The organism is Streptomyces sp. NPDC051207, assembly GCF_040682395.1.
In the GTDB taxonomy this organism is placed as follows: Bacteria; Actinomycetota; Actinomycetes; order Streptomycetales; family Streptomycetaceae; genus Streptomyces.
In genome coordinates this window covers 97,774-122,222 of sequence record NZ_JBFBAX010000019.1, presented here as the reverse complement: position 1 = coordinate 122,222, position 24,449 = coordinate 97,774, and the positions used below count along the sequence as shown (strand labels likewise).

Annotated in this window: 27 protein-coding genes; 9 read left to right on the top strand and 18 right to left on the bottom strand. The window is 72.4% G+C overall.

The genetic code is table 11. The annotated features are described in order from the left end of the window. Positions 1-141 precede the first annotated feature (141 nt). From hpt to dacB, 4 genes are all read right to left on the bottom strand, one after another. Positions 142-702 carry a hypoxanthine phosphoribosyltransferase gene (hpt, locus tag AB0M97_RS19965; RefSeq protein ID WP_365962253.1) on the bottom strand — a complete coding sequence of 187 codons (561 nt, stop codon included), beginning with the start codon at positions 700-702 and terminating at the stop codon, positions 142-144. Positions 703-766: 64 nt separating this feature from the next. Next, entirely contained in the window at positions 767-1,855 is a 1,089-nt protein-coding gene (gene tilS / locus AB0M97_RS19960) for a tRNA lysidine(34) synthetase TilS (RefSeq protein WP_365962221.1), read from the bottom strand. A 191-nt stretch (positions 1,856-2,046) separates the two neighbouring features. Continuing rightward, complete coding sequence (locus AB0M97_RS19955; RefSeq protein ID WP_365962220.1) at positions 2,047-3,171, bottom strand: zinc-dependent metalloprotease; 1,125 nt, start codon at positions 3,169-3,171, stop codon at positions 2,047-2,049. Positions 3,172-3,330: 159 nt separating this feature from the next. After that, positions 3,331-4,854, bottom strand: a complete 1,524-nt coding sequence (gene dacB, locus AB0M97_RS19950) for a D-alanyl-D-alanine carboxypeptidase/D-alanyl-D-alanine-endopeptidase (protein ID WP_365962219.1) — start codon at positions 4,852-4,854, stop codon at positions 3,331-3,333. Between the two features lie 135 nt (positions 4,855-4,989). Between dacB and AB0M97_RS19945 the strand changes: the two genes are divergently transcribed. Continuing rightward, positions 4,990-5,481, top strand: coding sequence for an inorganic diphosphatase (locus AB0M97_RS19945; RefSeq protein WP_003991985.1), 492 nt, complete (start codon positions 4,990-4,992; stop codon positions 5,479-5,481). Positions 5,482-5,600: 119 nt separating this feature from the next. Further along, positions 5,601-7,298 (top strand): threonine/serine exporter family protein, encoded by a 1,698-nt coding sequence (locus AB0M97_RS19940; RefSeq protein WP_365962218.1) that lies wholly within the window; start codon positions 5,601-5,603, stop codon positions 7,296-7,298. 126 nt (positions 7,299-7,424) lie between these two features. Here AB0M97_RS19940 and AB0M97_RS19935 read toward each other — a convergent pair whose 3' ends face one another. From AB0M97_RS19935 to AB0M97_RS19900, 8 genes are all read right to left on the bottom strand, one after another. After that, positions 7,425-8,360 (bottom strand): VTT domain-containing protein, encoded by a 936-nt coding sequence (locus tag AB0M97_RS19935; protein ID WP_365962217.1) that lies wholly within the window; start codon positions 8,358-8,360, stop codon positions 7,425-7,427. Positions 8,361-8,530: 170 nt separating this feature from the next. Continuing rightward, positions 8,531-9,292, bottom strand: coding sequence for a MerR family transcriptional regulator (locus tag AB0M97_RS19930; RefSeq protein WP_365962216.1), 762 nt, complete (start codon positions 9,290-9,292; stop codon positions 8,531-8,533). A gap of 70 nt (positions 9,293-9,362) precedes the next feature. Continuing rightward, positions 9,363-10,124, bottom strand: a complete 762-nt coding sequence (locus AB0M97_RS19925) for an ABC transporter permease (protein WP_365962215.1) — start codon at positions 10,122-10,124, stop codon at positions 9,363-9,365. Next, positions 10,121-11,092, bottom strand: a complete 972-nt coding sequence (locus AB0M97_RS19920) for an ATP-binding cassette domain-containing protein (protein ID WP_365962214.1) — start codon at positions 11,090-11,092, stop codon at positions 10,121-10,123. Before AB0M97_RS19920 ends, AB0M97_RS19925 begins: the two co-directional genes overlap by 4 nt. A 73-nt stretch (positions 11,093-11,165) precedes the next feature. Beyond that, positions 11,166-11,807, bottom strand: a complete 642-nt coding sequence (locus tag AB0M97_RS19915) for a PadR family transcriptional regulator (protein WP_365962213.1) — start codon at positions 11,805-11,807, stop codon at positions 11,166-11,168. Positions 11,808-11,846: 39 nt separating this feature from the next. Then, complete coding sequence (locus AB0M97_RS19910; RefSeq protein ID WP_365962212.1) at positions 11,847-12,395, bottom strand: DinB family protein; 549 nt, start codon at positions 12,393-12,395, stop codon at positions 11,847-11,849. A 122-nt stretch (positions 12,396-12,517) separates the two neighbouring features. Then, positions 12,518-13,978, bottom strand: coding sequence for an aldehyde dehydrogenase family protein (locus AB0M97_RS19905; RefSeq protein WP_365962211.1), 1,461 nt, complete (start codon positions 13,976-13,978; stop codon positions 12,518-12,520). Positions 13,979-14,066: 88 nt separating this feature from the next. Then, the gene (locus tag AB0M97_RS19900; protein WP_365962252.1) at positions 14,067-14,891 is read right to left on the bottom strand and encodes a helix-turn-helix transcriptional regulator; all 825 of its coding nucleotides are present in this window, start codon (positions 14,889-14,891) and stop codon (positions 14,067-14,069) included. A gap of 393 nt (positions 14,892-15,284) precedes the next feature. Between AB0M97_RS19900 and AB0M97_RS19895 the strand changes: the two genes are divergently transcribed. After that, positions 15,285-15,764 (top strand): ATP-binding protein, encoded by a 480-nt coding sequence (locus AB0M97_RS19895; RefSeq protein ID WP_365962210.1) that lies wholly within the window; start codon positions 15,285-15,287, stop codon positions 15,762-15,764. A 41-nt stretch (positions 15,765-15,805) separates the two neighbouring features. Here the strand turns inward: AB0M97_RS19895 and AB0M97_RS19890 are convergent, their stop codons facing one another. The 5 genes from AB0M97_RS19890 to rpmG all read right to left on the bottom strand — a co-directional run bounded on the left by AB0M97_RS19890 (position 15,806) and on the right by rpmG (position 18,265). Beyond that, positions 15,806-16,075 (bottom strand): DUF397 domain-containing protein, encoded by a 270-nt coding sequence (locus AB0M97_RS19890; RefSeq protein WP_365962209.1) that lies wholly within the window; start codon positions 16,073-16,075, stop codon positions 15,806-15,808. A 370-nt stretch (positions 16,076-16,445) separates the two neighbouring features. Continuing rightward, positions 16,446-16,679 (bottom strand): 30S ribosomal protein S18, encoded by a 234-nt coding sequence (gene rpsR / locus AB0M97_RS19885; protein WP_365962208.1) that lies wholly within the window; start codon positions 16,677-16,679, stop codon positions 16,446-16,448. A gap of 7 nt (positions 16,680-16,686) precedes the next feature. After that, positions 16,687-17,838 (bottom strand): GTP-binding protein, encoded by a 1,152-nt coding sequence (locus tag AB0M97_RS19880; protein ID WP_365962207.1) that lies wholly within the window; start codon positions 17,836-17,838, stop codon positions 16,687-16,689. A 4-nt stretch (positions 17,839-17,842) separates the two neighbouring features. Continuing rightward, entirely contained in the window at positions 17,843-18,091 is a 249-nt protein-coding gene (locus tag AB0M97_RS19875; RefSeq protein ID WP_365962206.1) for a type B 50S ribosomal protein L31, read from the bottom strand. 9 nt (positions 18,092-18,100) lie between these two features. After that, positions 18,101-18,265 carry a 50S ribosomal protein L33 gene (gene rpmG, locus AB0M97_RS19870; protein ID WP_030361075.1) on the bottom strand — a complete coding sequence of 55 codons (165 nt, stop codon included), beginning with the start codon at positions 18,263-18,265 and terminating at the stop codon, positions 18,101-18,103. Positions 18,266-18,330: 65 nt separating this feature from the next. On the opposite strand from rpmG, the gene rpmB reads away from it, so the two are divergent. From rpmB to AB0M97_RS19850, 4 genes are all read left to right on the top strand, one after another. Beyond that, positions 18,331-18,567: a 50S ribosomal protein L28 gene (rpmB, locus tag AB0M97_RS19865; protein ID WP_365962205.1), complete on the top strand. Its 237-nt coding sequence runs from the start codon at positions 18,331-18,333 to the stop codon at positions 18,565-18,567. Further along, positions 18,567-18,872: a 30S ribosomal protein S14 gene (rpsN, locus tag AB0M97_RS19860; protein WP_365962204.1), complete on the top strand. Its 306-nt coding sequence runs from the start codon at positions 18,567-18,569 to the stop codon at positions 18,870-18,872. Before rpmB ends, rpsN begins: the two co-directional genes overlap by 1 nt. 421 nt (positions 18,873-19,293) lie before the next feature. Further along, positions 19,294-19,770, top strand: coding sequence for a hypothetical protein (locus AB0M97_RS19855; RefSeq protein ID WP_365962203.1), 477 nt, complete (start codon positions 19,294-19,296; stop codon positions 19,768-19,770). Positions 19,771-19,871: 101 nt separating this feature from the next. Next, positions 19,872-20,426, top strand: coding sequence for a DUF4232 domain-containing protein (locus tag AB0M97_RS19850; RefSeq protein ID WP_365962202.1), 555 nt, complete (start codon positions 19,872-19,874; stop codon positions 20,424-20,426). Between the two features lie 282 nt (positions 20,427-20,708). Here the strand turns inward: AB0M97_RS19850 and AB0M97_RS19845 are convergent, their stop codons facing one another. Further along, positions 20,709-21,821, bottom strand: coding sequence for a DUF2786 domain-containing protein (locus tag AB0M97_RS19845; RefSeq protein ID WP_365962201.1), 1,113 nt, complete (start codon positions 21,819-21,821; stop codon positions 20,709-20,711). A gap of 116 nt (positions 21,822-21,937) precedes the next feature. Here AB0M97_RS19845 and AB0M97_RS19840 point away from each other — a divergent pair, with 116 nt between their 5' ends. Then, on the top strand, positions 21,938-22,684 hold the full coding sequence (locus AB0M97_RS19840) for a Clp protease N-terminal domain-containing protein (protein WP_365962200.1): 747 nt from the start codon (positions 21,938-21,940) through the stop codon (positions 22,682-22,684). Positions 22,685-22,752: 68 nt separating this feature from the next. Beyond that, a complete protein-coding gene (locus AB0M97_RS19835) occupies positions 22,753-24,435 on the top strand; it encodes a bifunctional 3'-5' exonuclease/DNA polymerase (RefSeq protein ID WP_365962199.1) in 1,683 nt (560 codons plus the stop codon). The last annotated feature ends 14 nt before the right edge of the window (positions 24,436-24,449 follow it).

Genomic DNA, 24,449 nt, shown 5'->3' with positions numbered 1-24,449 from the left:
GTTTGATAAGACAGTTCTTCTGACGGTACCCCAGCATTGTCGCCCGAAGCCGCACGGGAAGGCTGGCGAACCCGTCTGCATGCTCCAACGGTGCGAAAGCCGCCGGGGTTCCCGATCACCAGCACGGGCCGCTCCGCCGGCTCAGCCGCCGTAGACGTGGGGCGCGAGCGTACCGACGAACGGGAGGTTGCGGTACTTCTCGGCGTAGTCGAGGCCGTAGCCGATGACGAACTCGTTGGGGATGTCGAAGCCGACCCATTCCACGTCGATGGCGACCTTCGCGGCCTCGGGCTTGCGCAGCAGCGTGCACACCTTGAGGGAGGCGGGCTCGCGCGAGCCGAGGTTGGAGATCAGCCAGGACAGGGTCAGGCCGGAGTCGATGATGTCCTCGACGATCAGGACGTGCTTGCCCTTGATGTCGGTGTCGAGGTCCTTGAGGATCCGCACGACGCCGGAGGACTGGGTGCCCGCCCCGTAGGACGACACGGCCATCCAGTCCATGGTGACGGGGGTGGACAGCGCTCGGGCGAGGTCGGCCATGACCATCACGGCGCCCTTGAGGACGCCGACGAGGAGCAGGTCCTTGCCCGCGTATTCCGCGTCGATCTTCGCGGCCAGCTCGGCCAGCTTCGCGTCGATCTCTTCCTTGGTGATGAGTACCTGCTTGAGGTCGGCACCCATGTCGTTCGCGTCCACCCGCATCACTTTCGGTCGGTCGTCCCACCGGCTGGCCGCCCCTCCGGTGAGGTGCCGGAGGGGTCGGGAGTCAGCCTTGCCGAATCACCAGTCTGCCACTCTGCCGCCGGGCGACGACTTTGCCGGGGAGGTTGATGGCCCCCTGGCCGCGCCAGCCGGTGATCAGCCGGTCGATTTCCTCGATGTGCCGGGCGAACAGCGAACCGGCCGGTGCGCCCGCCTCGATCGCGGCGCGGCGCAGCACCCGGCGGCGTACGGCGGGCGGCAGGGCGTGGAGCTTGGCGCACTCGAGGCGGCCGGCGGCGTCCCGTACGGAGGCCTCGGCCTGGCGGGCCCAGGCGTCGAGGGCGTCGGCGTCGTCGCGGGAGAGCCGGGCGGTGCGGGCGAGGGACTCCACGACGCCCTTGCCGAGGGCCTTTTCCAGCGCGGGCAGGCCTTCGTGGCGGAGCCGGGACCGGGTGTAGGCGGGGTCGGCGTTGTGGGGGTCGTCCCAGACGGGGAGGGACTGGACCATGCAGGCCCTGCGGGCGGTGTGCCGGTCGAGTTCCAGGAAGGGGCGCCGGTAGCGGCCGTCGGCCCCCGAGACCGCGGCCATGCCGGACAGGGAGCGGATGCCGGAGCCGCGGGCGAGGCCGAGCAGGACGGTTTCGGCCTGGTCGTCGCGGGTGTGGCCGAGGAGGACGGCGGCGGCGCCGTGGCGTTCGGCGGTGGCGTCGAGGGCGGCGTAGCGGGCGTCGCGGGCGGCGGCTTCGGGGCCGCCCGCGCGGCCGACGGTGACGGCGACGGCGTCGACGGGGTCGAGGCCGAGGTCGCGCAGGCGCAGGACGACTTCGTCGGCGCGCGCGTCGGAGCCGGGCTGGAGGCCGTGGTCGACGGTGACGCCGCCGGCGCGGATGCCGAGCTTGGGGGCTTCGAAGGCGAGGGCGGAGGCGAGCGCCATGGAGTCGGCGCCGCCCGAGCAGGCGACGAGGACGAGCGGGGACAGCGGGCGCTCGGGGCGCGTGGCACCGGGGGCGGTGGCGCCGCCGGGGGCAGCGGCGGTGCCGGCAGCGGCTGGGGGGCCGCTGTCGGGCGTGGTGCGGTGGTGTTCGGTCAGGATGTCGTGGAGCACGCGGCGGACCGCCAGGCGTATCGCCGCGACCGCAGGATGGGGACCCATGTCCGGTTCCCTTCATGAAGTTTTCGGGGGTGAGCCCGAGGCCGGTCACTCAGAGTGTGTAGATGGTGACAGAACCGGGCTGTTCCCCGAGCATTGCACGCCTACCCATGGCTCACGGTCCCTCGGACGGGTGATTGGAGGGGCGTTCGCCTGCCGTCGGCCGGTTTCGTTTCACGACCGCTCCACGGTGTTCACGCCTCGGGCCCGCCGTGCATCCGCGCGACCCAGTCCGCCGGTTTGGCGATCTCCGCCTTGGTCGGCAGGGTGTTCGGGGAGGTCCACACGCGGTTGAAGCCGTCCATGCCGATCTGGTCCACGACGGCCCGTACGAAGCGCTCGCCGTCGCGGTACTGCCGGAGTTTGGCGTCCAGGCCGAGCAGCTTGCGCAGCGCCAGGTCCAGCCGTGAGGCGCCCTTGGCGCGCCGCTGCTGGAACTTCTCGCGGATCTCCGCGACGGTCGGGACGACCTGGGGTCCCACGCCGTCCATGACGAAGTCGGCGTGGCCCTCCAGCAGGGACATCACGGCGGTGAGGCGGCCAAGGATCTCGCGCTGGGCGGGGGTCTGCACGATCTCCACGAGGGAGCGTCCCTCGTCGCCCTCCTCGCCCTCGGGCCGGCCGCCGGCGAGGGTCTGGGCGGCCTCGCGGACGCGCTCCAGGACGGTCATGGGGTCGACGTCGGTCTCGCTCAAGAACGACTGGATTTCGCCCTCGAGGTGGTCGCGCAGCCACGGCACGGACGAGAACTGCGTGCGGTGGGTCTCCTCGTGCAGGCAGACCCAGAGCCGGAAGTCGCGGGGCTGGACGTCGAGTTCGCGCTCGACGTGCACGATGTTCGGGGCGACCAGCAGCAGGCGTCCGACGCCGTTCTCCCCCGCGGGGAGGTCGCGGCTGGGCGGGGCGAACGTCTCGTACTGGCCGAGGACGCGGGAGGCCAGGAACGACAGCAGCATGCCCAGCTCCACGCCGGTGACCTTGCCGCCGACGGCGCCGAGGACCGCGCCGCCGGGGCTGCTGCCGCGCCGCTCCTGCATCTTGTCCAGGAGGGGTTTGAGGAGTTCCCGGAAGCCGGCGACGTTCGCCCGGACCCAGCCGGGGCGGTCCACGACGAGGATCGGGGTGTCGTGCGTCTCCTCGGTGGCCATGCGGGTGAAGCCCCGGACGTGTTCCTCCGAGGCCTTGGCGTGCCGCCTGAGTTCCGCGACGACGGCCCTGGCCTCCTCACGGCTCACTTCTGGGCCCGGCCGCACGAGCCGGGTCGCGGTCGCCACCGCGAGATTCCAGTCGACCATCTCCGCACCACGGATGCTCGTCATGCGTCAACCGTACGTGAGCGCTGCCACTTGGGGCAGGCGGCGCGTAGCGGGCAACGGGCCGCCTGCTGTGGTGCGCCCGGCGCCGCGGGCCGTGCCCCGCCCGTTCCGCGCCGCGTGCCCGCCCCGCACAACGCCTGCGCACGGCGGCGACGCACGACGTCAGCCGCAGCCGCAGGACGCCAGTGCCGTCGCCGCCTTGTCCAAGGCTTCCTGGGCGGCGCCCGGGTCGGTCGTGCCCGAGGCCATGAAGGCGAAGGCGAGGACCCGGCCGTCGCGGTCGACCACCGTGCCCGCCAGGGCGTTGACGCCCCTCAGCGTGCCGGTCTTGGCGCGGACGAAACCGGCCGCGCCGTCCTCGTAGCGGCCGGTGAGGGTGCCGGTGAAGCCGGCGACCGGGAGGCCGGTGAGGGCGGGGCGCAGTGCGGGGCGGCCGGGGTCGGCGGCCGTGACGAGGAGTGCGGTGAGCAGGTCGGCGGTGAGGCGGCCGGAGCGGTCGAGGCCGCTGCCGTCCTTGATGTCGGCGCCGTCGACGGGCAGGCCGAGCCGGTCGAGCCGGGCGCGGACGGCGTCGCCGGCGCCGGCGAGGTCGGCGCGTTCGCCGGCCGCGACGGCGGTGTGGCGGGCGAGGGCCTCGGCGATGTCGTTGTCGCTGTTGGTCAGCATCCGTTCGACGAGGGTGGCGAGCGGGGGCGAGGAGACGGCGGCGACGGGTTCGGCGCGGCCGGTGGCCCTGGAGGGACCGGGCGGCGTGGTCTTGATGCCGTGGTCCTTCAGGAGGTCGCCGAAGCGGCGGGCGGCGTCGGCGGCGGGTTCGGGCACGCGGGGTGCGGGGCCGCGGGTCGAGTCGTCCGTGCGGGCCTCGTCCAGCATCAGCGGGGTCACGGGGGCGAGGTTGTCGTTGACCCCGATCGGGTGGAGTTCGGGGCCGGCGTAGAGCGTGGTGTCGTAGGACAGGGTGATCTTGCGCAGGCCGCGCTCGGTCAGGGCGGCGGCGGTGCGGGCGGCGAGGGTGCGCAGGCTCGCGTGGCCGCCGGTCTTCTTGCGGGCGGTGAGGGTGGGGTCGCCGCCGCCGACGAGGACGAGTTCCCCGGTGTCGGGTTCGAGGGCGGTGCGGGTGGTGAGGCGGTGGTCGGGGCCCAGGGCGGAGAGCGCGGCCACGGCGGTGGCGATCTTGGTGGTGGAGGCGGGGGTGAGCGGCGTGCCGCCGCCGACGCCGTACAGCCGCTTGCCGGTGGTCAGGTCGACGACGGAGACGGAGCGCCGCGGGCCGAGCGCCGGGTTCTTCAGGAACGGCTCCAGGACGCGGTCGAGCGCCCTGCCGTCGGGTGCGTCGGGGGCGGCCCGCACGGTGGTGCCGGCGCCGAGGCCGGTCAGGACGGACGCGGCGCTGGGGGCGGCCCCCGGTTCCCGGCCCGCGGGGCCGCGGCCGTGATCTGCGCCACCCGTGGCCCCCCACGCGGCCGCCCGGTCCCGCTCGGCCGTACGCTGACCCGAGGAGTCCCAGGGACCGGCGGCGGTCACCGCGCCGGCGGCGAGCGCGAGGCCGGCGGTGGCGGCGCCCGCGGTGTACTGCCAGGTCCTCGTGGCTCGTGTGAGCTGCGGTTTCGTGGTCGTGGCGAGCCGTGCGACCCGCGGCCCGGCGGCCGCCGCGGCCCGTGCGAGACGCGGTCGTACGGCGCCCACGAGACGCGCCGCATGCGCTCTCGCGGATCGCCAAGGCCTCAGCTCTGGCACGACACCAGCCCCTTTCGCGATCACACACGTGCGTGAGGGACACTTAACCACCAGAACTATGTGCTGATCATGGAGGAGCCACCGGTGGAGTTCGACGTCACGATCGAGATTCCGAAGGGTTCGCGGAACAAGTACGAGGTGGACCACGAGACCGGTCGTATCCGCCTGGACCGCCGACTCTTCACCTCGACCAGCTACCCGGCCGACTACGGCTTCGTCGAGAACACGCTCGGCGAGGACGGCGACCCGCTGGACGCGCTGGTCATCCTGGACGAGCCGACCTTCCCCGGCTGCCTCATCCAGTGCCGCGCGATCGGCATGTTCCGCATGACCGACGAGGCGGGCGGCGACGACAAGCTGCTGTGCGTCCCGGCGCACGACCCGCGCGTGGAGCACCTGCGCGACATCCACCACGTGTCCGAGTTCGACCGCCTGGAGATCCAGCACTTCTTCGAGGTCTACAAGGACCTGGAGCCCGGCAAGTCGGTCGAGGGCGCCAACTGGGTCGGCCGCACGGACGCCGAGGCGGAGATCGAGCGGTCGTACAAGCGCTTCAAGGAGCAGGGCGGTCACTGAGCCCGGCCGGAGCCACCGCACACGAGGGGCCGCACGCATGCGCGTGCGGCCCCTCGTGTGCGGGTGCGCATACTGGGCACTGGGCCGACCAGTGGTGTCGTAGAGGGAGCATTGCGCACGTGACGGACGCGGAGGACCGCAAACCGCAGTCGGACGAGGCCAGGAGCGGGTTCTCCCCTCCCGCGGGGATCGCGGCGCCGTCCGTCGACAACGAGTCGTCGACGACGTCGGAGTTCGCGGTTCCGCAGGGGCTGGCCGTCCCCAAGGGCGGCTTCGATTCCGAGGCCACGTCCGAGTTCGCCCTGCCGGACGGGCTGGGCGTGCCGGCGCCGGCCGAGTCGGAGGGCTCGGCGTTCAGCCCGCCGCGCACGTACAGCGCCCGGCAGGCTCCGCCCGCCTTCACCCCGCCGAGCGGGACACCGGTCGTCAGCCTCACCAAGGACGTGCCGTGGCAGGACCGCATGCGCACGATGCTGCGCATGCCGGTGGCCGAGCGGCCCGCGCCGGAGCTGGTGCACAAGGCGGAGGACGGGACCGGTCCGGCCGTCCCGCGCGTGCTGGACCTGACGCTGCGCATCGGTGAGCTGCTGCTCGCGGGCGGGGAGGGCGCCGAGGACGTGGAGGCGGCGATGTTCGCCGTGTGCCGCTCCTACGGGCTGGACCGCTGCGAGCCGAACGTCACGTTCACGCTGCTGTCGATCTCGCACCAGCCGTCCCTGGTGGACGACCCGGTGACGGCGTCCCGCACGGTGCGCCGCCGGGGCACCGACTACACGCGGCTCGCGGCCGTGTACCAGCTGGTGGACGACCTGTCCGACGCGGAGACCCACATCTCCCTGGAGGAGGCCTACCGGCGGCTGGCGGAGATCCGGCGCAACCGGCACCCCTACCCGACGTGGGTGCTGACCTCGGCGAGCGGGCTGCTCGCGGGGGCGGCCTCGGTGCTCGTCGGCGGTGATTCGATCGTGTTCGTCGCGGCGATGATCGGCGCGATGCTCGGCGACCGGCTGGCGTGGCTGTGCGCGGGGCGCGGGCTGCCGGAGTTCTACCAGTTCACGGTGGCCGCGATGCCGCCCGCCGCGATGGGCATCGCGCTGACGCTGGCGCACGTCGACGTGAAGGCGTCCGCGGTGATCACCGGCGGGCTGTTCGCGCTGCTGCCCGGGCGGGCGCTGGTGGCGGGCGTGCAGGACGGCCTGACCGGCTTCTACATCACCGCGGCGGCCCGTCTGCTGGAGGTCATGTACTTCTTCGTCGGCATCGTCGTCGGGGTGCTGGTGGTGCTGTACTTCGGCGTGAAGCTGGGCGCCGGGCTCAACCCGGACGCGGCGCTGAGCGCCACGGAACGGCCACTGGTGCAGATCGGCGCGTCCATGCTGCTGTCGCTGACGTTCGCGGTGCTGTTGCAGCAGGAGCGGGCCACCGTGCTGCTGGTGACGCTCAACGGCGGTGTCGCGTGGTGCGTGTACGGCGCGATGCACTACGCGGGCGGGATCTCGCCGGTGGCCTCCACGGCGGTGGCGGCCGGTCTGGTGGGGCTGTTCGGGCAGTTGCTGTCCCGTTACCGGTTCGCGTCCGCGCTGCCGTACACGACGGCGGCGATCGGGCCCCTGCTGCCGGGTTCCGCGACGTACTTCGGTCTGCTGGCGATCTCGCAGAACGAGCTGGACGCGGGGCTGCTGTCGCTCACGAAGGCCGTGGCGCTGGCCATGGCCATCGCGATCGGGGTGAACCTCGGGTCGGAGATCTCGCGGCTGTTCCTGCGGGTCGGCTCGGCGGGCCAGCGGCGGGCCGCCAAGCGGACCCGAGGATTCTGACGCCGGAACGCCGGAACGCCGGAACGCCGGAACGCCGGGCGCCGGCCGGATGCCGGGACACCGGGCGCCGGATGCCCGACGCCAGCCGCCGTGCGCACGGCGGCTCGCGGTGGCGCTCCGCGGCGCTCAGTACCCCTCGTTGTACGGATACTGGCCGTTCTGCCCGCCGTAGCCCTGCGGGTACTGCGGGGCGTACGGCTGCTGCTGGGGCTGCGTCCCGTAGTACTGCTGGTCGTACGGCTGCTGCGGGTGCTGGGGCTGCTGCTGCGGGTGCCGGTGCGGCTGGTGCTGCGGCTGCTGCGAGTACGGGTACTGATCCTGGCCGTAGGGGTCGTGGTGGGCCGGGGGGACGCGGCGCAGCTGGGTCGTGGCGTCGTCCATCACCGGGGGCTGCTGCTGGGCGGGCCGGTGCGGGGCGGCGGCCGGGGCCTCGGCGGCGGCGCGCTTCTTCTTGCCGCGCTCGCGCAGGTACTCGACGATGATCGGGACGACCGAGAGCAGGACGATCAGGATGAGGATCGACTCGACGTTCTTCCTGATGAGCTCGATCTGGCCCAGCCAGTAGCCCGCGACGGTGACGCCCGTGCCCCAGGCGATGCCGCCGATGACGTTGTACGTGATGAACGTGCGGTACTTCATGCGGCCGGCGCCCGCGACGATCGGCGCGAACGTCCGCACGATGGGGACGAAGCGGGCCAGCACGATGGCCTTCGGGCCGTACTTCTCCATGAACTCGTGGGCCTTCTCCAGATTCTCCTGTTTGAAGAGCCTGGAGTTCGGGCGGTTGAAGAGTCTCGGCCCGAAGAACTTGCCGATCATGTACCCCACCTGGTCGCCGATGACGGCGGCCAGGACGATGAGGAAGCACACCAGCCACAGCGGCTGGCTGATGTACTCGCCCTGCGCCACGAAGAGGCCCGCCGTGAACAGCAGCGAGTCGCCCGGCAGAAAGGCGAAGAGGCCCGACTCGGCGAAGACGATCAACAGGATGCCGGGGAGGCTGAAGGTCGAGATCAGGTAGTCGGGGCTGAGCCACTCGGGGCCGAGCGCAAGCGTGGTCACGGGAATGTGGCTCCTGCTGCTGAGGTACGGGCTGGGGGGGCTGGCTGCCAAAAGTATCAACGCAGCCGTCGTGGCCCAGGTTCCACGGGACTCCCCAGGATGCCCTGTACCCGGCCCAGGCCAAAGTCGTGCTGGTCCTGGGCCGGGCGGGCACGCCCGGCACGTGGCGGTTACGCCGTGTGCCGGGCGGCGTTGGCGGCGATCGCGTCCCTCACATAGACCGCGAGGCCGGGCCGGCTGTTGTCGTAGGTGGAGGTGAACCGCGGGTCCGAGACGTACATCTCACCCAGGCACGTGTGCGTGCTGTGCGGGCAGTCGTAGTACGTCTCCGAGATGAAGCGGCGGTGCGCCTCGGCGGCTTCCATGGCCTCCTCGGAGTCGGCCGGGGTGCCGGCGTCCATGAGGTCGATCAAGCGGCGCAGGATCGCGTCGGAGCGCTCGTTGACGCGTTTCCAGTCCTCCTTGGTGTAGGAGGCGGTCCGCTCCCGCGACTGCCGGTACGCGTCGGTGGTGCCCCAGCGCTCCCGCACCTCGTCCTCGTACTGGTCGGGGTCGAAGTCCCCGAACACCTCGAACTTCTCCTCGGGTGTGAGGTCGATGCCCATCTTGCGTGCCTCCATGGCGTGCTCCACGGCCGCTGCCATCTTCTGCAGCTTCTCGATCCGGGCGGTCAGCAGCTCGTGCTGGCGGCGCAGGTGCGCGCGCGGGTCCGCGTCCGCATCGTCGAGCAGGGCGGCGACCTCGTCGAGCGGGAAGCCGAGCTGGCGGTAGAACAGGATCTGCTGCAGCCGGTCGAGGTCGGCGTCGCTGTAGCGCCGGTGCCCCGCGTGGCTGCGCTCGCTCGGGACGAGCAGGCCGATGCCGTCGTAGTGGTGCAGCGTGCGCACGGTCACGCCGGCGAAACCGGCCACCTGGCCCACCGAGTAGCTCACTTCCGCTCCCTTCGGGTTGACGCCCTCCAGGCTGAGCCCTCACGCCGCGTGAGGTGCAAGCCGAGGCGTCCTAACGGCTCAGCCGGGCGAAGCGGCGCACCGCCAGCGGGAAGAACACCGCCAGCAGGGCGAGCGGCCACACGATCGCCGCCCAGACGTGGCCGGGTTCCCCGCCGGGGCCGCCGAACAGGTCCCGTACGGCCGTCGCGGTCTGGGACATCGGGTTCCACTGCACGGCCGTGCCGAGCCAGTGAGGCATGGACTCGGGCGCGGCGAACGCGTTGGACAGGAACCCGACCGGCCAGATGAGGATCTGCACGGCCATGACGAGTTCCGGCCGGCCCGCCACCAGCGCCAGGTGGATGCCGATCCACAGCATGGCGAACCGGAACAGCAGCAGCAGGCCGACGGCGCCGAGGAAGCCGGTGAGGCCGCCCTGCGCGCGCCAGCCGATGGCGTACCCGACGGCGAGCATTCCCGCGAGGGCGAGCACGGACTGGAGCATGTCGGCGGCCGAACGGCCCACCAGGACGGCCCCGTCGGCCATGGGCATGGACCGCAGCCGGTCGATCACGCCCTTGTTGAGGTCCTGGGTGACCGCCAGCATGGTCCCCTCCAGCCCGAACGCCATGGTCAGCGCGAGCATGCCGGGCACCAGGTAGTCGACGTAGTCGCCGTCGACGCCGCGTCCGCCGCCGACGAGGTGGCCGAACATCAGCAGCAGCATCACGGGGAAGACGAGGCCGACCAGGACCTGCACCGGCTGCCGTGCCCAGTGGGCGAGTTCGCGGCGGGTCATGGTCCAGGAGTCGGTCAGGGCGTGCGTGGTCATGCGGCCTCCTTCACGCGCGCGTGACCGTCGTTTCCGGTCAGCCGCAGGAACACCTCGTCCAGGGTCGGCCGGCGCAGCGCGATGTCCTCGGCGTGGATGCCGGCCTCCTCCAGGGCGCGTACGGTGCCGGCCAGCGCCGCCATGCGGTCGGCGACGGGCGCGCTGAGCAGCCGGCGGTCGGCGTCCACGGACACCTCGTCCTTCGGTACGGGCAGCAGGGCGACGGCGGCGCCGAGCTGACCCGCGTCGCGCAGCACGATGTCGATGCGGTCGGCGCCGACGCGGGTCTTGAGGCCGTCCGGGGTGCCCTCGGCGACGACCCGGCCGGCGTCGACGAGCGAGATGCGGTCGGCGAGCTGGTCGGCCTCCTCCAGGTACTGCGTGGTGAGCAGGACCGTCGTGCCGCCGCCGACCAGGGAGCGGACCGCGGCCCACACCTCGGCCCGGCCGCGCGGGTCGAGGCCGGTGGTGGGTTCGTCCAGGAACAGCACCTCCGGTTCGGTGATCAGGGACGCGGCCAGGTCGAGGCGGCGCCGCATGCCGCCGCTGTACTGCTTGACGGGCTTGCGCCCGGTGTCGGTGAGGCCGAAGCGCTCCAGCAGTTCGCCGGCCCGCACGCGCGCGTGGCGAGCGCCCAGGTGGTGCAGGCGGCCGAACAGCTCCAGGTTCTGCCGGCCTGAGAGCTCCTCGTCGAGCGCGGCGTGCTGGCCGAGCAGGCCGATCCTCAGGCGTACGGCGTAGGCCTCGCGCACGGCGTCGTGCCCCGCCACCACGATCCGGCCCGCGTCGGGCCGCAGCAGGGTGGCCAGGACCCGGACCAGGGTCGTCTTGCCCGCGCCGTTGGGCCCCAGCACGCCGTGCACGGTGCCGCGCGTGACGCGCAGGTCGAGCCCGTCCAGCGCGTCCCTGCCCGCTTTGCCGCCGTATCTCTTGCGTGCTCCTTCGACGGTGATCACCGCGTCGGCCACAGACTCTCCCTCGCTAGTCAAAGTTGACTACTTGCTCGAAGGTACTCCCGCGCCCTTCATTGGTCAAACTTGATTAACGATCGTCCCCGGGATGCCGCTCGGATGTCGCGTACGGGTTCTCCTCGCCCTCCCGGAGCACGCCGACGAACGGCTCGCCCTCGCCCGCGAAGGTGTACGCCCCGCCCTCGATCCGCCCGATCAGGCCCCGGGCCCACGCGACCTCGGCGTCGGCGGTGTGGACCCAGAGGTTCATGATCTCCCCGATGTGGCCCAGCTGTTCGGGGCCGCTCTCGGGCACGTAGTGCTCGGTGACGGCCGTCCGCCACTCCTCGATGCGCCGTGTCCGCTCCTTCAGGAGCGCCACCGCCTCGTCCCTCGGCAGGTCGACCATGAAGCCGATGGCCGCCGACTTCATGTCCGTCTTCTGGTCGTGGGCGACGAGGGCCTCGCGCAGCAGCGCGAAGAACTCCTCGTCGCCCGCCGGCGTGATCTCGTACTCGGTGCGCGGCGGCCCGCCCGCCGTGGACGGCGCGATCTCGTGCGCGTGTAGCAGCCCCTGCTTCGCCATCTGCTTCAGGGCGTGGTAGATCGAGCCGGGCTTGGCGTTGGACCACTCGTGCGCGCCCCAGTACTCCAGGTCGTTGCGCACCTGGTAGCCGTGGGCCCGCCCGTGCTGGCGCACCGCGCCGAGCACGAGGAGACGGATCGCTGACATGCGGTCCACATTAGGCCGCGCGGGCCCGCCGCCCCGACGTCACCCCCGGGAGGTGTCCTGCTCCATCGCCACCAGTTCGAAGGCCGTCCTGCCGTCCAGGGACTCGCGGACGATGTCGGCGTGGCCGGCGTGCCGGGCCGTCTCGCGGATCAGGTGCAGGACCAGCCAGCGGACCGAGACGCGGCTCTCGGGCGGGAACCAGGGCTCGTCCGGCAGCGCGAAGGTGTCGTCGAGGCTCGGCACCGAGCGGACGTACGCCTCCGTCTCCGCGGCGACCTTCTCCCAGTACGCGAGCTGGTCCGCGAGGGTTTCGCCGTCGGCCAGCCGGAAGCACTCGTGCCAGTTCGACCGGTCGCGGTGCACGGCCGGCGCCTCGCCCCTGGCGCGGGCCAGCCAGCCCTGCTCCACCTCGGCGACGTGCTTGACCAGCCCGGCCAGGGACAGCTCGCTGGCGCTCGGCGTGGCCGAGGCCTGCTCGTCGGACAGCCCCAGCACCGCCCGGCGGATCGCGCCGCGCTGCTCGGCGAGGAAGGAGAGCAGCGCGCCGCGCTCGTCGCCGTGGGCCTCCGGGGGAACGTGCGTGACCATGGGCGGCCTGCCTTTCGTCGGGACCGGCATCTGTTGCCTGGCACGACGAAGCTACGGGCCATTGAGGTCAGATCCTGTCCTCAATGGCCCCGGGGGCCGAAGTTTCCGGGATCGCCCCGCGGTCAGAACGGGAAGGTGCTCCGGCCGTGCTGCACCGAGATCCACTTCAGCGTCGTGAACGCCTCCAGTGTCGTCTCGCCGTTGAGGCGGCCGACACCGGAGTGCTTCTCGCCGCCGAAGGGCACGATCGGCTCGTCGTGCACGGTGGCGTCGTTCACGTGGAACATGCCGGTGTCGATCCGCTTGGCGAAGTTCACGCCGCGCTCGATGTCGCCGGTGTGGACGGCGCCGCTGAGCCCGTAGCGGGTGTCGTTGACGATGCGGACCGCCTCCTCCTCGCCGTCGAACGGGATGAGGAAGGCGACCGGTCCGAAGACCTCCTGCTGGAGCAGCGCCGAGCCGGCGGGGACGCCGGTGAGGACGGACGGCTCGACCAGGTTGTCCCGGGTCGTGCCGTGCACCAGGGCCGTGGCGCCCTCGGCGAGGGCCTGCCGGACGACTCCCGAAACGGCCTCCGCCTGCGAGGAGTTGATCACCGGGCCGATGACGGTCTGCGGGTCGCGCGGGTCGCCGGTCCTCAGGCCGCTGACCTTGGCGACGAACTTCTCGGTGAACTCGTCCGCGACGGAGGCGTCCACCAGGATGCGGTTGGCGGCCATGCAGACCTGCCCCTGGTGCAGGTAGCGGCTGAAGACGGCCGCGTCGACCGCGTAGTCGATGTCCGCGTCGTCCAGGACCACCAGGGCGCTGTTGCCGCCCAGTTCGAGCACCGAGCGCTTGAAGTTCCTGGCGCAGACGGTGGCGACGTGCCGGCCGACCTTGTCGGAACCGGTGAAGGAGATGACCTTCGGGACGGGGTGCTCGATGAAGGCGTCGCCGATCTCGGCGATGTCCGTGACGACGACGTTGAGCAGACCGGCGGGCAGGCCGGCGTCCTGGAAGATCTTCGCGAGCAGGGTGCCGCCGGCGATCGGGGTGTTCTGGTGCGGCTTGAGGACCACGGCGTTGCCGAGCGCGAGCGCCGGGGCGACCGACTTCAGCGACAGCAGGAACGGCACGTTGAACGGGCTGATCACACCGACGACGCCGACCGGGACGCGGTAGACGCGGTTCTCCTTGCCGTCGATCGGCGAGGGGATGATCCGGCCCTCGGGGCGCAGCGCCACGTGGATCGCCTCGCGCATGAACTCCTTGGCGAGGTGCAGTTCGAAGAAGGCCTTGCCGACCGTGCTGCCGACCTCGGCGACGAGCACCTCGGCGATCTCCTGCTCGCGCTCCTCGATCAGCCGCAGCGCCTTCTCGAACACCGCGCGGCGGGCGTAGGGGTTGACCTCGGCCCATTCCTTCTGGGCACGGGCCGCGACCCGGTAGGCCTCGTCCACCTCGTCGACCGTGGCTATGGTGATCGACGCCAGCTTCTCGTCGTCGTACGGATTGAAGTCGATGATGTCCCAGGAGCCGGTACCCGGGCGCCATTCACCGTCGATGAACTGCTGAGCCAGGTCGGTGAAGCAGGACGACATGTGATCCCTCAATCCCTTGCTGCCGGAGCAGACGAAGCCGACTCCCGATCGACTTCACGGTCTGATCACATGTCATCGTACTTGCGTTTCAGGAGAGTTGGAGCAGTCCGCGGAGAAGGTCACGGCTCTCGTCCGGACCCGGGCTGTCGTGCTGCAGTTCCTTCATCGCCTTCTCGTACTGGGCGACGTCCTCGGACTTGTCGAGGTAGAGCGCGCTGGTGAGCTGCTCCAGGTACACGACGTCCGACAGGTCCGGCTCGGGGAAGCTGAGGATGGTGAACGCGCCGCTCTCGCCGGAGTGGCCGCCGAAGCCGAACGGCATGATCTGCAACCGCACGTTGGACCGCTCGGAGATCTCGATCAGATGCTGCAACTGGCCGCGCATCACCTCGCGGTCGCCGTAGGGGCGGCGCAGGGCGGCCTCGTCCAGGACGACGTGGAAGTCGGGCGCGTTCTCGTCGACGAGGTACTTCTGGCGCTCCATGCGCAGCGCCACGCGCCGGTCCACGTCGGCGTCGCTCGCGCCCTTCATGCCGCGCCGCACGACCGCGCGGGCGTACTCCTCGGTCTGCAACAGGCCGTGCACGAACTGCACTTCGTACGCCCGGATCAGCGACGCCGCGCCCTCCAGGCCGACGTAGGTCGGGAACCAGCTGGGCAGCACGTCGGAGTAGCTGTGCCACCAGCCCGCGACGTTGGCCTCCTTGGCGAGGGACAGCAGCGAGGCGCGCTCCTGCTCGTCCGTGATGCCGTACAGCGTCAGCAGGTCCTCGACGTCCCTCGTCTTGAAGCTCACCCGGCCCAGCTCCATCCGGCTGATCTTCGACTCCGAGGCGCGGATCGAGTAGCCCGCCGCCTCACGCGTGATCCCCCGAGCCTCACGCAGTCGCCTGAGTTGTGATCCGAGCAGCATGCGCCGCACCACCGATCCCGGCTCTCCCGCGCTCACCTTCGCCAGCCTCCCCAACCGTCTTCAGGTGCCGAAGTCTGCCACTAAATCACTCCGAGCAGTACTCGCCCGGTTACGGAAAGGGAATCGCGCCAAAGAATGAGCACAGGAAGGGACGGGAGAGGGCACATGAGTGAGGGAAGTCGGACACGGAACGAAGCGGAGAGGCGGTGAAGATGACGGAAAAATTAACCAACAACCGGTACGTGCAGGTTCATTTCGGTCACGTGCACGTGCATCTGCCCTTGCATCTGCTGTGCCCATCCGAAACCATGGTCCTCCGCACCACCGCGCGCCGCATCGCTATGACCGCGAATACTCGGGGGAGTGCCTCGCATGGGGACGAATGGATCGACCATGCTCGAGCCGTTACGGCAGGGCCTTCCGCCGCTTGATCCCGCGGCGGTGTCCAACGCCGCCTCCTGCGCTCTGCCCGCCCGGTACGAAGCGGTGCGCGAGGCACGCCACTTCACCCGCAGGACCCTCGATCAGTGGGAGGCCGGGGACCGGTCGGACGACGTGTGCCTGGTGGTCTCCGAGCTGGTGACCAACGCCCTGCGGCACGCCATGCCGGCGAACACCCCGCGGGTGGCCGACCAGAGCCTGCCCGTGCGGCTGCACCTGCTGCGCTGGAGCGAGCGCCTGGTGTGCGCGGTGCGTGACCCCAGTATCGACAGTCCGGTGGCCCGTACGTCGGACGACTTCTCGGCGGAGTCCGGCCGGGGCCTGTTCCTCGTCGGGTCCTTCAGCGACAGCTGGGGCTGGCAGCCGCTGGCCGGCACCCTCAACGGCAAGGTGGTCTGGGCGCTGTTCCGTCTGCGGCAGCCCCTCGGCTGACGGTCCCCCGCGGCACGGGGCGCCGTCGGTCGCGGGCGCCGTCAGCCGCGGACCAGGTGGTCGAACTCGCCGTCCTTCACGCCCAGCAGCATCGCCTCGATCTCCGCGCGCGTGTAGACGAGGGCGGGCCCGTCCGGGAAGCGCGAGTTGCGCACCGCCACGTCCCCGCCGGGCAGCCGCGCGAACTCCACGCAGGAGCCCTGCGAATTGCTGTGCCGGCTCTTCTGCCAGGCCACGCCGTGCAGCTGCGTGGCGGCGATGCCGTTGTACACGCCGGACGCCTCGTAGGCGTCGTGCACGTCGTGGTCCACAGGTCGCTCCCCGGTGATGCACTGGCTGGTGAGGCCATAGATGCAGTGGTCAACTGTCCCGGATCATAGCTGTGTTTCAAGTGCAACTGCATGAGCATATGCACGTGCACGGGGGGTTATCCCGCGATTACACCCACGGACTGCGCGGCCCGTCCTGCTGTGCTGCGCCCGCCCGGGGCCATCCCGCTCGCATCCCTCGCGTACGGGGGAAGACGCACGACGGCGCCCAGGTGTTCCATCGTCCGGCTGATCATTCCGGCAGGGCCGCGCCGCACGGGCCCGGCGGACAGCGAAAAGGCGGGAGCCTCCCCTCAGTCACACGCAGGGGAACTCCCGCCCGTTCAGCCGGCTCGGCGGCCGGTCGTCCGGCTCAGCGATCGGCGTACGGCAGCAGCGCCATCTCGCGCGCGTTCTTGATCGCCCGGGCCAGCTGCCGCTGCTGCTGCGCCGACACGCGCGTGACGCGCCGGCTGCGGATCTTGCCGCGGTCGGAGATGAACCTCCGCAGCAGGTCGGTGTCCTTGTAGTCGATGTACGTGATGCCCGCCTGGTCCAGGGGATTGGGCCGGGGCTTGGCGGGCTTGCGGTCGCTCTTGCGGGGCATGGCGGGGTCAGACCTCCAGGAGGGTGTCGAAGGCGGGCGGCAGCCGCTTCCAGGCGTCGCGCCCGGCGGCGTACTCGGCGTCGGTCAGCAGGCAGGACTCCAGCAGCCGTGCCAGCCCGTCGCGGTCGAGGCCGGGGGACGTGAAGACGAGGTGCTGGCAGCGGTCGCCGTGGTCGGGGTGCCAGTCCAGCGCGGCGGCGGCCCGGCGCACCGGCGGCAGCAGCTCCCAGGCCGCGTCCGGCAGTGCGGCGAGCCACGGGCCGGCGCTCTCCACGCACAGCGCGCCCCCGGCGGCGTCCCAGTGCAGCAGCACGTCGGGCTTGTCGGCGAGCCAGAACCGGCCCCGGCTGCGGGCGGCAGCACAGGTCAGGTCCTCCAGCGCGTCGTACAGCCGCCCCGGGTGGAAGGGGCGGCGGCGGTGCCAGACCAGCGTGGCGACGCCGTGCGCGTCGGCATCGGCGGGCAGCAGCGCGCACGCCGGATGCTGGGCGGCGGCAGCCGCCTCCACGTCGAAACCGGCGAGCGCGGCACGGGCCAGCGGCGCGTCCTCGCCGGCCGGTCCGCCAGTGCCGATCGGCACCGTACGGGCCGTCGGGTGCAGTTGCGCGAGCAACTCGCGGTCCTCGTCGTCGGCCTCCGGGGAGTCGAGGACGGCCAGCACGGGCGCGTACTCCAGCTGGCGCGCGAAGGTGTCGGCGACCGTGCGCAGGTCGGTGGCCGCCGCGGCGAGACCGCCCTCGGCGAGGTCGTCGCCGTTGCCGAGGTACGGCAGGACCAGTGCCGGGTCGACGGCCGTGAGCACGCCGGTGACGGTGAGCCCGCCGGCCGTGACCACCTCCGCCATGGCCTTCGGCTCGACGGAGTCCCACAGCTCGACGACCGCGAGGCGGGTGGTGCCCGCGTCCCTGAGGCGGACCAGCTCCGGCACCAGGTCCTCGCGCAGGGCGCAGCAGGCGCAGTCGTTGACGAGCGGCGCCTCACCGGCGCTGACGACGCCGTGCGCGTCGCGGACGGTCCGTACGACCGTGCCAGCGGCGGCCGTCGCCAGGTCGTGGTGGAGGACGACGCTGCCGGGCACGTCGGCCAGCAGCCGTGCCACGGCCGCCTTGCGGGCGTCGGCGTGCAGGCCGCCGACGATCACGACGGGAAGCTCGGGCACGGGGTCAGCCCTGCTTCCCGTACCGGCGCTCGAAGCGCTCGACGCGGCCCGCGGTGTCCATGACGCGGGCGGTGCCCGTGTAGAAGGGGTGGCTGACGTTCGAGATCTCGACGTCGACGACCGGGTAGGTGTTGCCGTCCTCCCACTCGATCGTGCGGTCGCTCGTCATGGTCGAGCGGGTGAGGAAGGCGTAGTCGGCCGCCTTGTCGCGGAAGACGACGGGACGGTAGTCCGGATGGATTCCCTTGCGCATGGCGGCTGTTCAGCGCTCCTCTCGGAAGTCGACGTGCCGGCCGGCGACCGGGTCGTACTTGCGCAGGGTCAGTCGGTCCGGGTCGTTGCGGCGGTTCTTGCGGGTCACGTAGGTGTAGCCGGTCCCGGCCGTGGACCGGAGCTTGATGACCGGCCTGAGTTCGTTGCGAGCCATGCTGGTATCTTACTGAAAATGAATTCCATTTACACAAGCTGAGGCAGAGAGGTACGTCACCACCCATGTCCGCCCACTGCATGCTGACCGGGGCCCGGCCGGGCTTCGGCAACCGCATCTCGCACTCCCATCGGCGCACGTCACGACGGTTCGACCCCAACATCCAGACCAAGCGGTACTGGCTGCCGAGCGAAGGCCGGTACGTGCGGCTGCGGCTGAGCGCCCGGGGCATCAAGACCGTCGACACGATCGGCGTCGAGGCCGCCGTCGCACGCATCCGCGCGCGGGGGGTGAAGGTCTGATGGCCAAGAAGAGCAAGATCGCGAAGAACGAGAAGCGGCAGGAGACCGTCGCGCGGTACGCCGCGCGACGGGCCGAGCTGAAGGAGATCATCCGGCGACCGTCCACCCCGGAGGCCGAACGCCTCGCTGCGCAGGCGGAGTTGCGCAGGCAGCCGCGCGACGCGAGTGCCACGCGCGTGCGCAACCGGGACCAGGTGGACGGGCGCCCGCGCGGGTACTTCCGGGCGTTCGGGCTGTCCCGCGTCTCCCTGCGGTCGCAGGCGCACGCGGGGTATCTGCCGGGGGTGCGCAAGTCGTCCTGGTGAAGGGCGGCGGCGGTGGGGCCGGGGCGGTCCGGGGGTGCCCGGGGGGCCTGGGGTCTTCGGGGGTACCGGGGCTCTCCGGGGCTGCCGAGGGTCCGAGGCGGGAGCGGTTGGCCCGGGGCGGGCCCGGCGGTCGCGGGAGGGTCGTCGCGGGGGCTGGTAGCTTGCGGCCACCGGGCCGACGGGCTCGATCCGGGGCGGGTCCGCGGGCTCGTCCCGGACCACCGGCTACCGCTTGGGAGTTCCCGTGAACTCACGGACCTTCTCGCGCCTCTCATGCCTCCCTCGTCTTTCGCGCCTTTCGCGCCTTTCATGCCTTTCGCGCTTTTCGCGTCTTCGGGTTGTCTCATGTCTGTCTGGCCCCTGCGGCCTCTGCGGTCTCTGTCGTCGCTCGGGCGCCGTGTCGCGTCGGCCGCTGAGGGTGGTGGCCGCGGCCGTGGGGGTGGCCGGCTCGCTCGCGCTGGCCGCGTGCAGTGATGGGGGCGACGGGGGTGAGGGCGCGGGCAAGGCGTCGGACACGCCCTCGGCGTCCGCGTCCGCGTCCGCAGACGGTGGCGACGGTGGTGCGAGTGACGGTGCGTCGGCGTCCGCCTCCCCCGGCGGGCTGGAGGGCAGCTGGCTCGCCACCACCGACGGCAAGGCCGTGGCCCTGGTGATCAACGGCACGCAGGCCGGGCTGTTCACGACGGGCGGCACTGTGTGCAGCGGCACCGCCGAGGATGAGTCGATCCGGCTCAAGTGCACGGACGGCGCCACGGAGCGGGCCAACGGCACGGTCGGCGCCGTGAACGCGACCAAACTGACGGTGACCTGGGAGGGCACGCTCGGCGAGGAGACGTACACCCGGTCCGAGGGCGGGAAGCTGCCGACGGGGCTGCCCACGGCGGGACCGGGGTCGTAGCGCGGCCGTTCGGGTGTTTCGGTGGGGCCGGGTGACCGGACCGTCGCCCGGTGCGTGATGATCCACTGGCACCGTCAACGACCGAGCATCCTGGGGACCTCATGCGCGCCACGCCGATCGCCGTCACCGCCCTCACCGCGGCCCTCCTCCTGACCGCCTGCGGCAGCGGAGGTGACGGCGGCGACGGCAGCGGGAGCGACGGCAAGGCGACCGCCACGGCCGGGGGCGGTACGGCGGAGGGCGGCGCGGCCTGCCGGCTCGGCAAGGTCGGTGTCGAGGTCGGGCCCGCGAACGCCGCTCCCGCCGCCGGCGACACCGGCAACATCCCCGTCGCCCTCACCAACCAGGGCGGGCCCTGCACCCTGGACGGCCTGCCCGGCGTCACCGTCTCGGCCGGCGGCGAGTCCGTCGAGGTACCGGCACAGAAGGGCGCCAAGGCGCAGCCGCTGACGCTCGCCGAGGGACAGTCGGCGTCCTTCACGATCACGTACGTGCGTGGCGAGGAGGGCGCCGCGGACAGTGTCGCGGCCGACACCCTGAAGATCGCGCTGCCCGGCGACTCCGGCGACCGGAGCTTCCCGTGGACGTACGGCCCGATCGCCGGAACGGGTGCTGAGGACATCTCCGTGGGGGCGTTCCAGGTGGCGGGGGACTGAGCGGGGGCGACGCGCACGGGACGGGCCGGGACCGGGGCGGGGGCCTCGGTTCGGTGGGCGTAGGCAGGGGCGGGTGGTGATCGCCGGCCGGTCGGGACAGGCGCGCGGGTGCAGGCGGGGCGCCGGCCCCGGCCCCCGGTCACCGCAGGCGGTTGCCCGCCTCCACCCAGTCAGCGCAGGCGGGGCGTCAGCCCCAGCCCGGTCACCGCTGGCCCGGGCGGATGTTGACCGCCGCCCGGGTGGCGCAGGCACAGGCCCGGGCGGGCGCCGACCCCGGCCCGGTCACCGCAGGCGTGGGCGGTTGCCCACCTCCGCCCGGTCGGCCGCTCGCTCCCCCTCCGTCCAGCCCGCCTCGTCCCGGGCGCCGCGCAGGCGGGTCGTGGTCGTCTCCGGGAACATGCTGTCCAGCCGGCCGGTGACCGCGACCTCGCGGGAGGCGAGGACCGGCAGCAGGTCGTCGGTCACCTGGGTCTCGGCGGCGGCCCGCAGGCGGGTGCCGACGCGGTGGGCGTACGCGGCGAGGAAGGCCTGCCGGAAGGCCTTGGTCCGCTTGCGTCCCCCCGCCCGCTGCGCGGCTTCCGCCGTGGTCATCGCGGTCTGGGCCTGCACGAGCAGCGACGTGTAGAGGAGTTCGACCACCTCCAGGTCGGCCTCGAAGCCGACGACCGTGGAGAAGCCGAAGGTCTCGTTCCACACGGCACGGCAGTGGTTCGCGTCGGCGACCGCGTCCAGCAGCACCGCCTTGGCCTGCTCGTACGGCGGCTCCACGCCGATCCGGCAGGCGCCGGGCGCGTCGGGTGAGGGCGCCCCGGCGGCCAGCAGGGCCTCGTCGATGCTGTGCCGGGCCATCAGTTCCTGCGCCTTGGCGCTGAGCGCCTCCGCCTCCTCCGGGTAGCCGGTGGCCTCCGCCTTGGCGAGCAGGGCGCGGATGCGGGTGAGCGCGCGGGATTCCGGCCGGCGCCCGCGGGTCCGCTCGTCGGTGGCTTCCTCGAGCGGTTCGAGGGCGGGCAGCCGCAGCAGCAGCCGGTACAGCTCCAGCACCGCGGTGGCGTGCGTGAAGCGGTCGGTGCGGGGCGGCGCCCCGGTGGGCAGCTCGTCGAGCTGGGCGGCCCAGCGCGGCCCGCGCGGCCGGTCGTGCGGCGCCTGCCCCCGGATCAGCGCCGACACCACGCGCACGTGGACGTCGTCCAGCTCGCGGCGCACGATGCGTACGACGTCGGCGGGCTGCCAGCCGCGCCGCCAGGCCGCCGCCACGAACTCCTCGCCACGACGGGCGAGTTCGGCGTCCGCGTCCGGGTCGGCGGCGAGCAGCGACGCGGCGGTGTCCAGGGACGCGTCGGCGGAGTCGTGGAGGGCGGCCCGCAGGGCGCGCTCGACGGTGCTGGTGGTGCTCACCGGGTGATCGTGCCACGGGGCCGTTGCGCGCCTGGTGCCACGGGGTCGGCGGGCACCTCGTCCCCGCATGTCAACTCTCGGTTGACAGTACCCGGCTGTCAACCTACGGTTGACGCATGACGACGAACCCCTCTCTCACGTCATCCATCCGGCTGGACGACCTCATCGCGGCCATCAAGAAGGTCCACACCGAGCCCCTCGAACAGCTCCAGGACGCGGTCATCGCCGCCGACCACCTCGGCGAGGTCGCCGATCACCTCATCGGCCACTTCGTCGACCAGGCCCGCCGCTCGGGCGCCTCCTGGACGGACATCGGCAGGAGCATGGGCGTCACGCGCCAGGCGGCGCAGAAGCGCTTCGTGCCGAAGGAGTCCGCCGACCTCGACCCCGGCCAGGGCTTCAGCCGTTACACACCCCGGGCCCGCGAGGCGGTCATGGCCGCCCACGCCGCCGCCAGGTCCGCGGGCAACGCCGAGGGCGTGCCCGAGCACCTCCTCCTCGGTCTGCTCGCGGACCCCGACGGGCTCGCCGGCAAGACGCTCGTCGCCCTGGGCGTGAGCCTCGGGTCGGTGCGCGAGGCCGCCACCGCCGCGCTCCCGCCCGCCGTCGAACAGGTGCCGGAGCTGGTGCCGTACGGCTCGGCGGCGAAGAAGGTCCTGGAGCTGACGTTCCGCGAGGCCCTGCGCCTGGGCCACAACTACATCGGCACCGAGCACATCCTGCTGGCCCTGCTGGAGCACGAGAACGGCGAGGGCGTCCTGGCCGGTCTCGGCGTCACCAAGCAGGCGGTGGAGGACCACGTCACCGCGCTGCTGTCGCAGTTCCTGAAGACGGCGCCGGAAGCGGGCGGGGACCAGGCCTGAGACGCCCCGCCCGGGCCCACGCCCTCGCTGAGCAGGCCGCTGTCAGACCCCCCTGCGACACTCGCAGCATGACCGGCCGGTGGGCGCTCGTGCCGACCGAGGGCGGCGGCGCCGAGCTCGCCCCCCTCGGTCCGGACGGGCTGCCCGCCGGCCCCGTGCTGCGCGAGCCGGACCTCGTGGCGGCCGTCCGCAGCCGCCCGGACGTCGCCCGCTGGGTGTGGCGCTCGACGGCCGAGGTGTATCCGCGGCTGATCGCCGCGGGGGTGCGGGTGGAGCGGTGCTACGACATCGAGGACGCGGAGACGCTGCTGCTCGGCCACGAGGGGCGGTACGGCACGCCCCGGTCGGCCGCGGCGGCCCTGGCCCGGCTGCGCGGCGGCCCGGTACCGCCCGACCCGCCCCAGCGGTCCGCCGAACCGGGCGCGCAGTCCCCGCTGTTCGAGCCGCAGGGCCTCCACGTGCCGCTGACCGACCTCGTCGAGGTGTACGCCGAGCAGCAGCGGCGGCACGACCGGGCCGCGCACCCGGACCGGATGCGGCTGCTGACCGCCGCCGAGTCGGCGGGCATGCTGGTGGCCGCGGAGATGAACCACGCGGGGCTGCCGTGGAGCGCCGAGGTGCACCGCGAGGTGCTGCACGAACTGCTCGGCGAGCGGTACGCGGGCGGTGGCGAGCCGCGCCGGCTGGCCGAGCTGGCGGAGGAGGTGTCGGCCGCGTTCGGGCGCCGGGTGCGGCCGGACCTGCCGGCCGACGTGGTCAAGGCCTTCGCGCAGGCCGGGATCAAGGTCGCCTCGACCCGCCGCTGGGAGCTGGAGTCGGTCGACCACCCGGCCGTGAAACCGCTCGTCGAGTACAAGAAGCTGTACCGCATCTGGGTGGCCCACGGCTGGTCCTGGCTCCAGGACTGGGTGCGCGACGGCCGCTTCCGCCCGGAGTTCCTCGCGGGCGGCACGGTCACCGGCCGCTGGGTCACCAACGGCGGGGGCGGCCTGCAGATCCCCAAGGTGATCCGCCGCGCCGTCGTCGCCGACCCGGGGTGGCGGCTGGTCGTCGCCGACGCCGACCAGATGGAGCCGCGCGTGCTCGCGGCGATCTCCCGGGACCCCGGCCTGATGGAGGTGGCCGCCCGCGAGAGCGACCTCTACCAGTCGGTGTCGGACCGCGCCTTCTCCGGCGACCGCGCCCAGGCCAAGGTCGCCGTACTCGGTGCGATCTACGGCCAGACGTCCGGCGACGGCCTGAAGAACCTCGCCGCGCTCAGACGCCGCTTCCCCAAGGCGGTGGCGTACGTGGACGACGCGGCACGCGCGGGCGAGGAGGGACGGCTGGTGCGGACCTGGCTCGGCCGGACCTGCCCACCCGCGGCCCGCACCCCGGACGACGCGGAGGAGGCCGGCATCCCGGCCCCGGAGGACGAGAGCGACCCCCAGCAGTGGGTCCCCGGCTACGCCTCCACCAGCATCCGCGCCCGGGGCCGCTTCGCCCGCAACTTCGTGGTCCAGGGCAGCGCCGCCGACTGGACCCTGCTGCTCCTCGCGGCACTGCGCCGGACCTGCGCGTCCATGGCGGCGGAGCTGGTCTTCTTCCAGCACGACGAGGTGATCGTCCACTGCCCGACGGAGGAGGCCGAGACCGTCGCCGCGGCCATCCGCCAGGCGGCCGACCTGGCCGCCCGCCTCACGTTCGGCGACACCCCGGTCCGCTTCCCGTTCACGACGGCGGTGGTGGAGTGCTATGCGGACGCGAAGTGACGGCGGGACAGGCG

What these genes read in the sequence shown, in the direction of transcription:
- AB0M97_RS19840 (WP_365962200.1), top strand. Translation starts at nt 21,938, where the DNA reads ATGACGACGAACCCCTCTCTCACGTCATCCATCCGGCTGGACGACCTC.
- AB0M97_RS19850 (WP_365962202.1), top strand. Translation starts at nt 19,872, where the DNA reads ATGCGCGCCACGCCGATCGCCGTCACCGCCCTCACCGCGGCCCTCCTC.
- AB0M97_RS19915 (WP_365962213.1), bottom strand. Translation starts at nt 11,807, where the DNA reads ATGTCAGCGATCCGTCTCCTCGTGCTCGGCGCGGTGCGCCAGCACGGG.
- AB0M97_RS19905 (WP_365962211.1), bottom strand. Translation starts at nt 13,978, where the DNA reads ATGTCGTCCTGCTTCACCGACCTGGCTCAGCAGTTCATCGACGGTGAA.
- AB0M97_RS19835 (WP_365962199.1), top strand. Translation starts at nt 22,753, where the DNA reads ATGACCGGCCGGTGGGCGCTCGTGCCGACCGAGGGCGGCGGCGCCGAG.
- AB0M97_RS19895 (WP_365962210.1), top strand. Translation starts at nt 15,285, where the DNA reads ATGCTCGAGCCGTTACGGCAGGGCCTTCCGCCGCTTGATCCCGCGGCG.
- rpmG (WP_030361075.1), bottom strand. Translation starts at nt 18,265, where the DNA reads ATGGCTCGCAACGAACTCAGGCCGGTCATCAAGCTCCGGTCCACGGCC.
- AB0M97_RS19910 (WP_365962212.1), bottom strand. Translation starts at nt 12,395, where the DNA reads ATGGTCACGCACGTTCCCCCGGAGGCCCACGGCGACGAGCGCGGCGCG.
- rpsR (WP_365962208.1), bottom strand. Translation starts at nt 16,679, where the DNA reads ATGCCCCGCAAGAGCGACCGCAAGCCCGCCAAGCCCCGGCCCAATCCC.
- tilS (WP_365962221.1), bottom strand. Translation starts at nt 1,855, where the DNA reads ATGGGTCCCCATCCTGCGGTCGCGGCGATACGCCTGGCGGTCCGCCGC.
- hpt (WP_365962253.1), bottom strand. Translation starts at nt 702, where the DNA reads ATGCGGGTGGACGCGAACGACATGGGTGCCGACCTCAAGCAGGTACTC.
- rpsN (WP_365962204.1), top strand. Translation starts at nt 18,567, where the DNA reads ATGGCCAAGAAGAGCAAGATCGCGAAGAACGAGAAGCGGCAGGAGACC.
- AB0M97_RS19900 (WP_365962252.1), bottom strand. Translation starts at nt 14,891, where the DNA reads ATGCTGCTCGGATCACAACTCAGGCGACTGCGTGAGGCTCGGGGGATC.
- rpmB (WP_365962205.1), top strand. Translation starts at nt 18,331, where the DNA reads ATGTCCGCCCACTGCATGCTGACCGGGGCCCGGCCGGGCTTCGGCAAC.
- AB0M97_RS19955 (WP_365962220.1), bottom strand. Translation starts at nt 3,171, where the DNA reads ATGACGAGCATCCGTGGTGCGGAGATGGTCGACTGGAATCTCGCGGTG.
- AB0M97_RS19925 (WP_365962215.1), bottom strand. Translation starts at nt 10,124, where the DNA reads ATGACCACGCACGCCCTGACCGACTCCTGGACCATGACCCGCCGCGAA.
- AB0M97_RS19875 (WP_365962206.1), bottom strand. Translation starts at nt 18,091, where the DNA reads ATGCGCAAGGGAATCCATCCGGACTACCGTCCCGTCGTCTTCCGCGAC.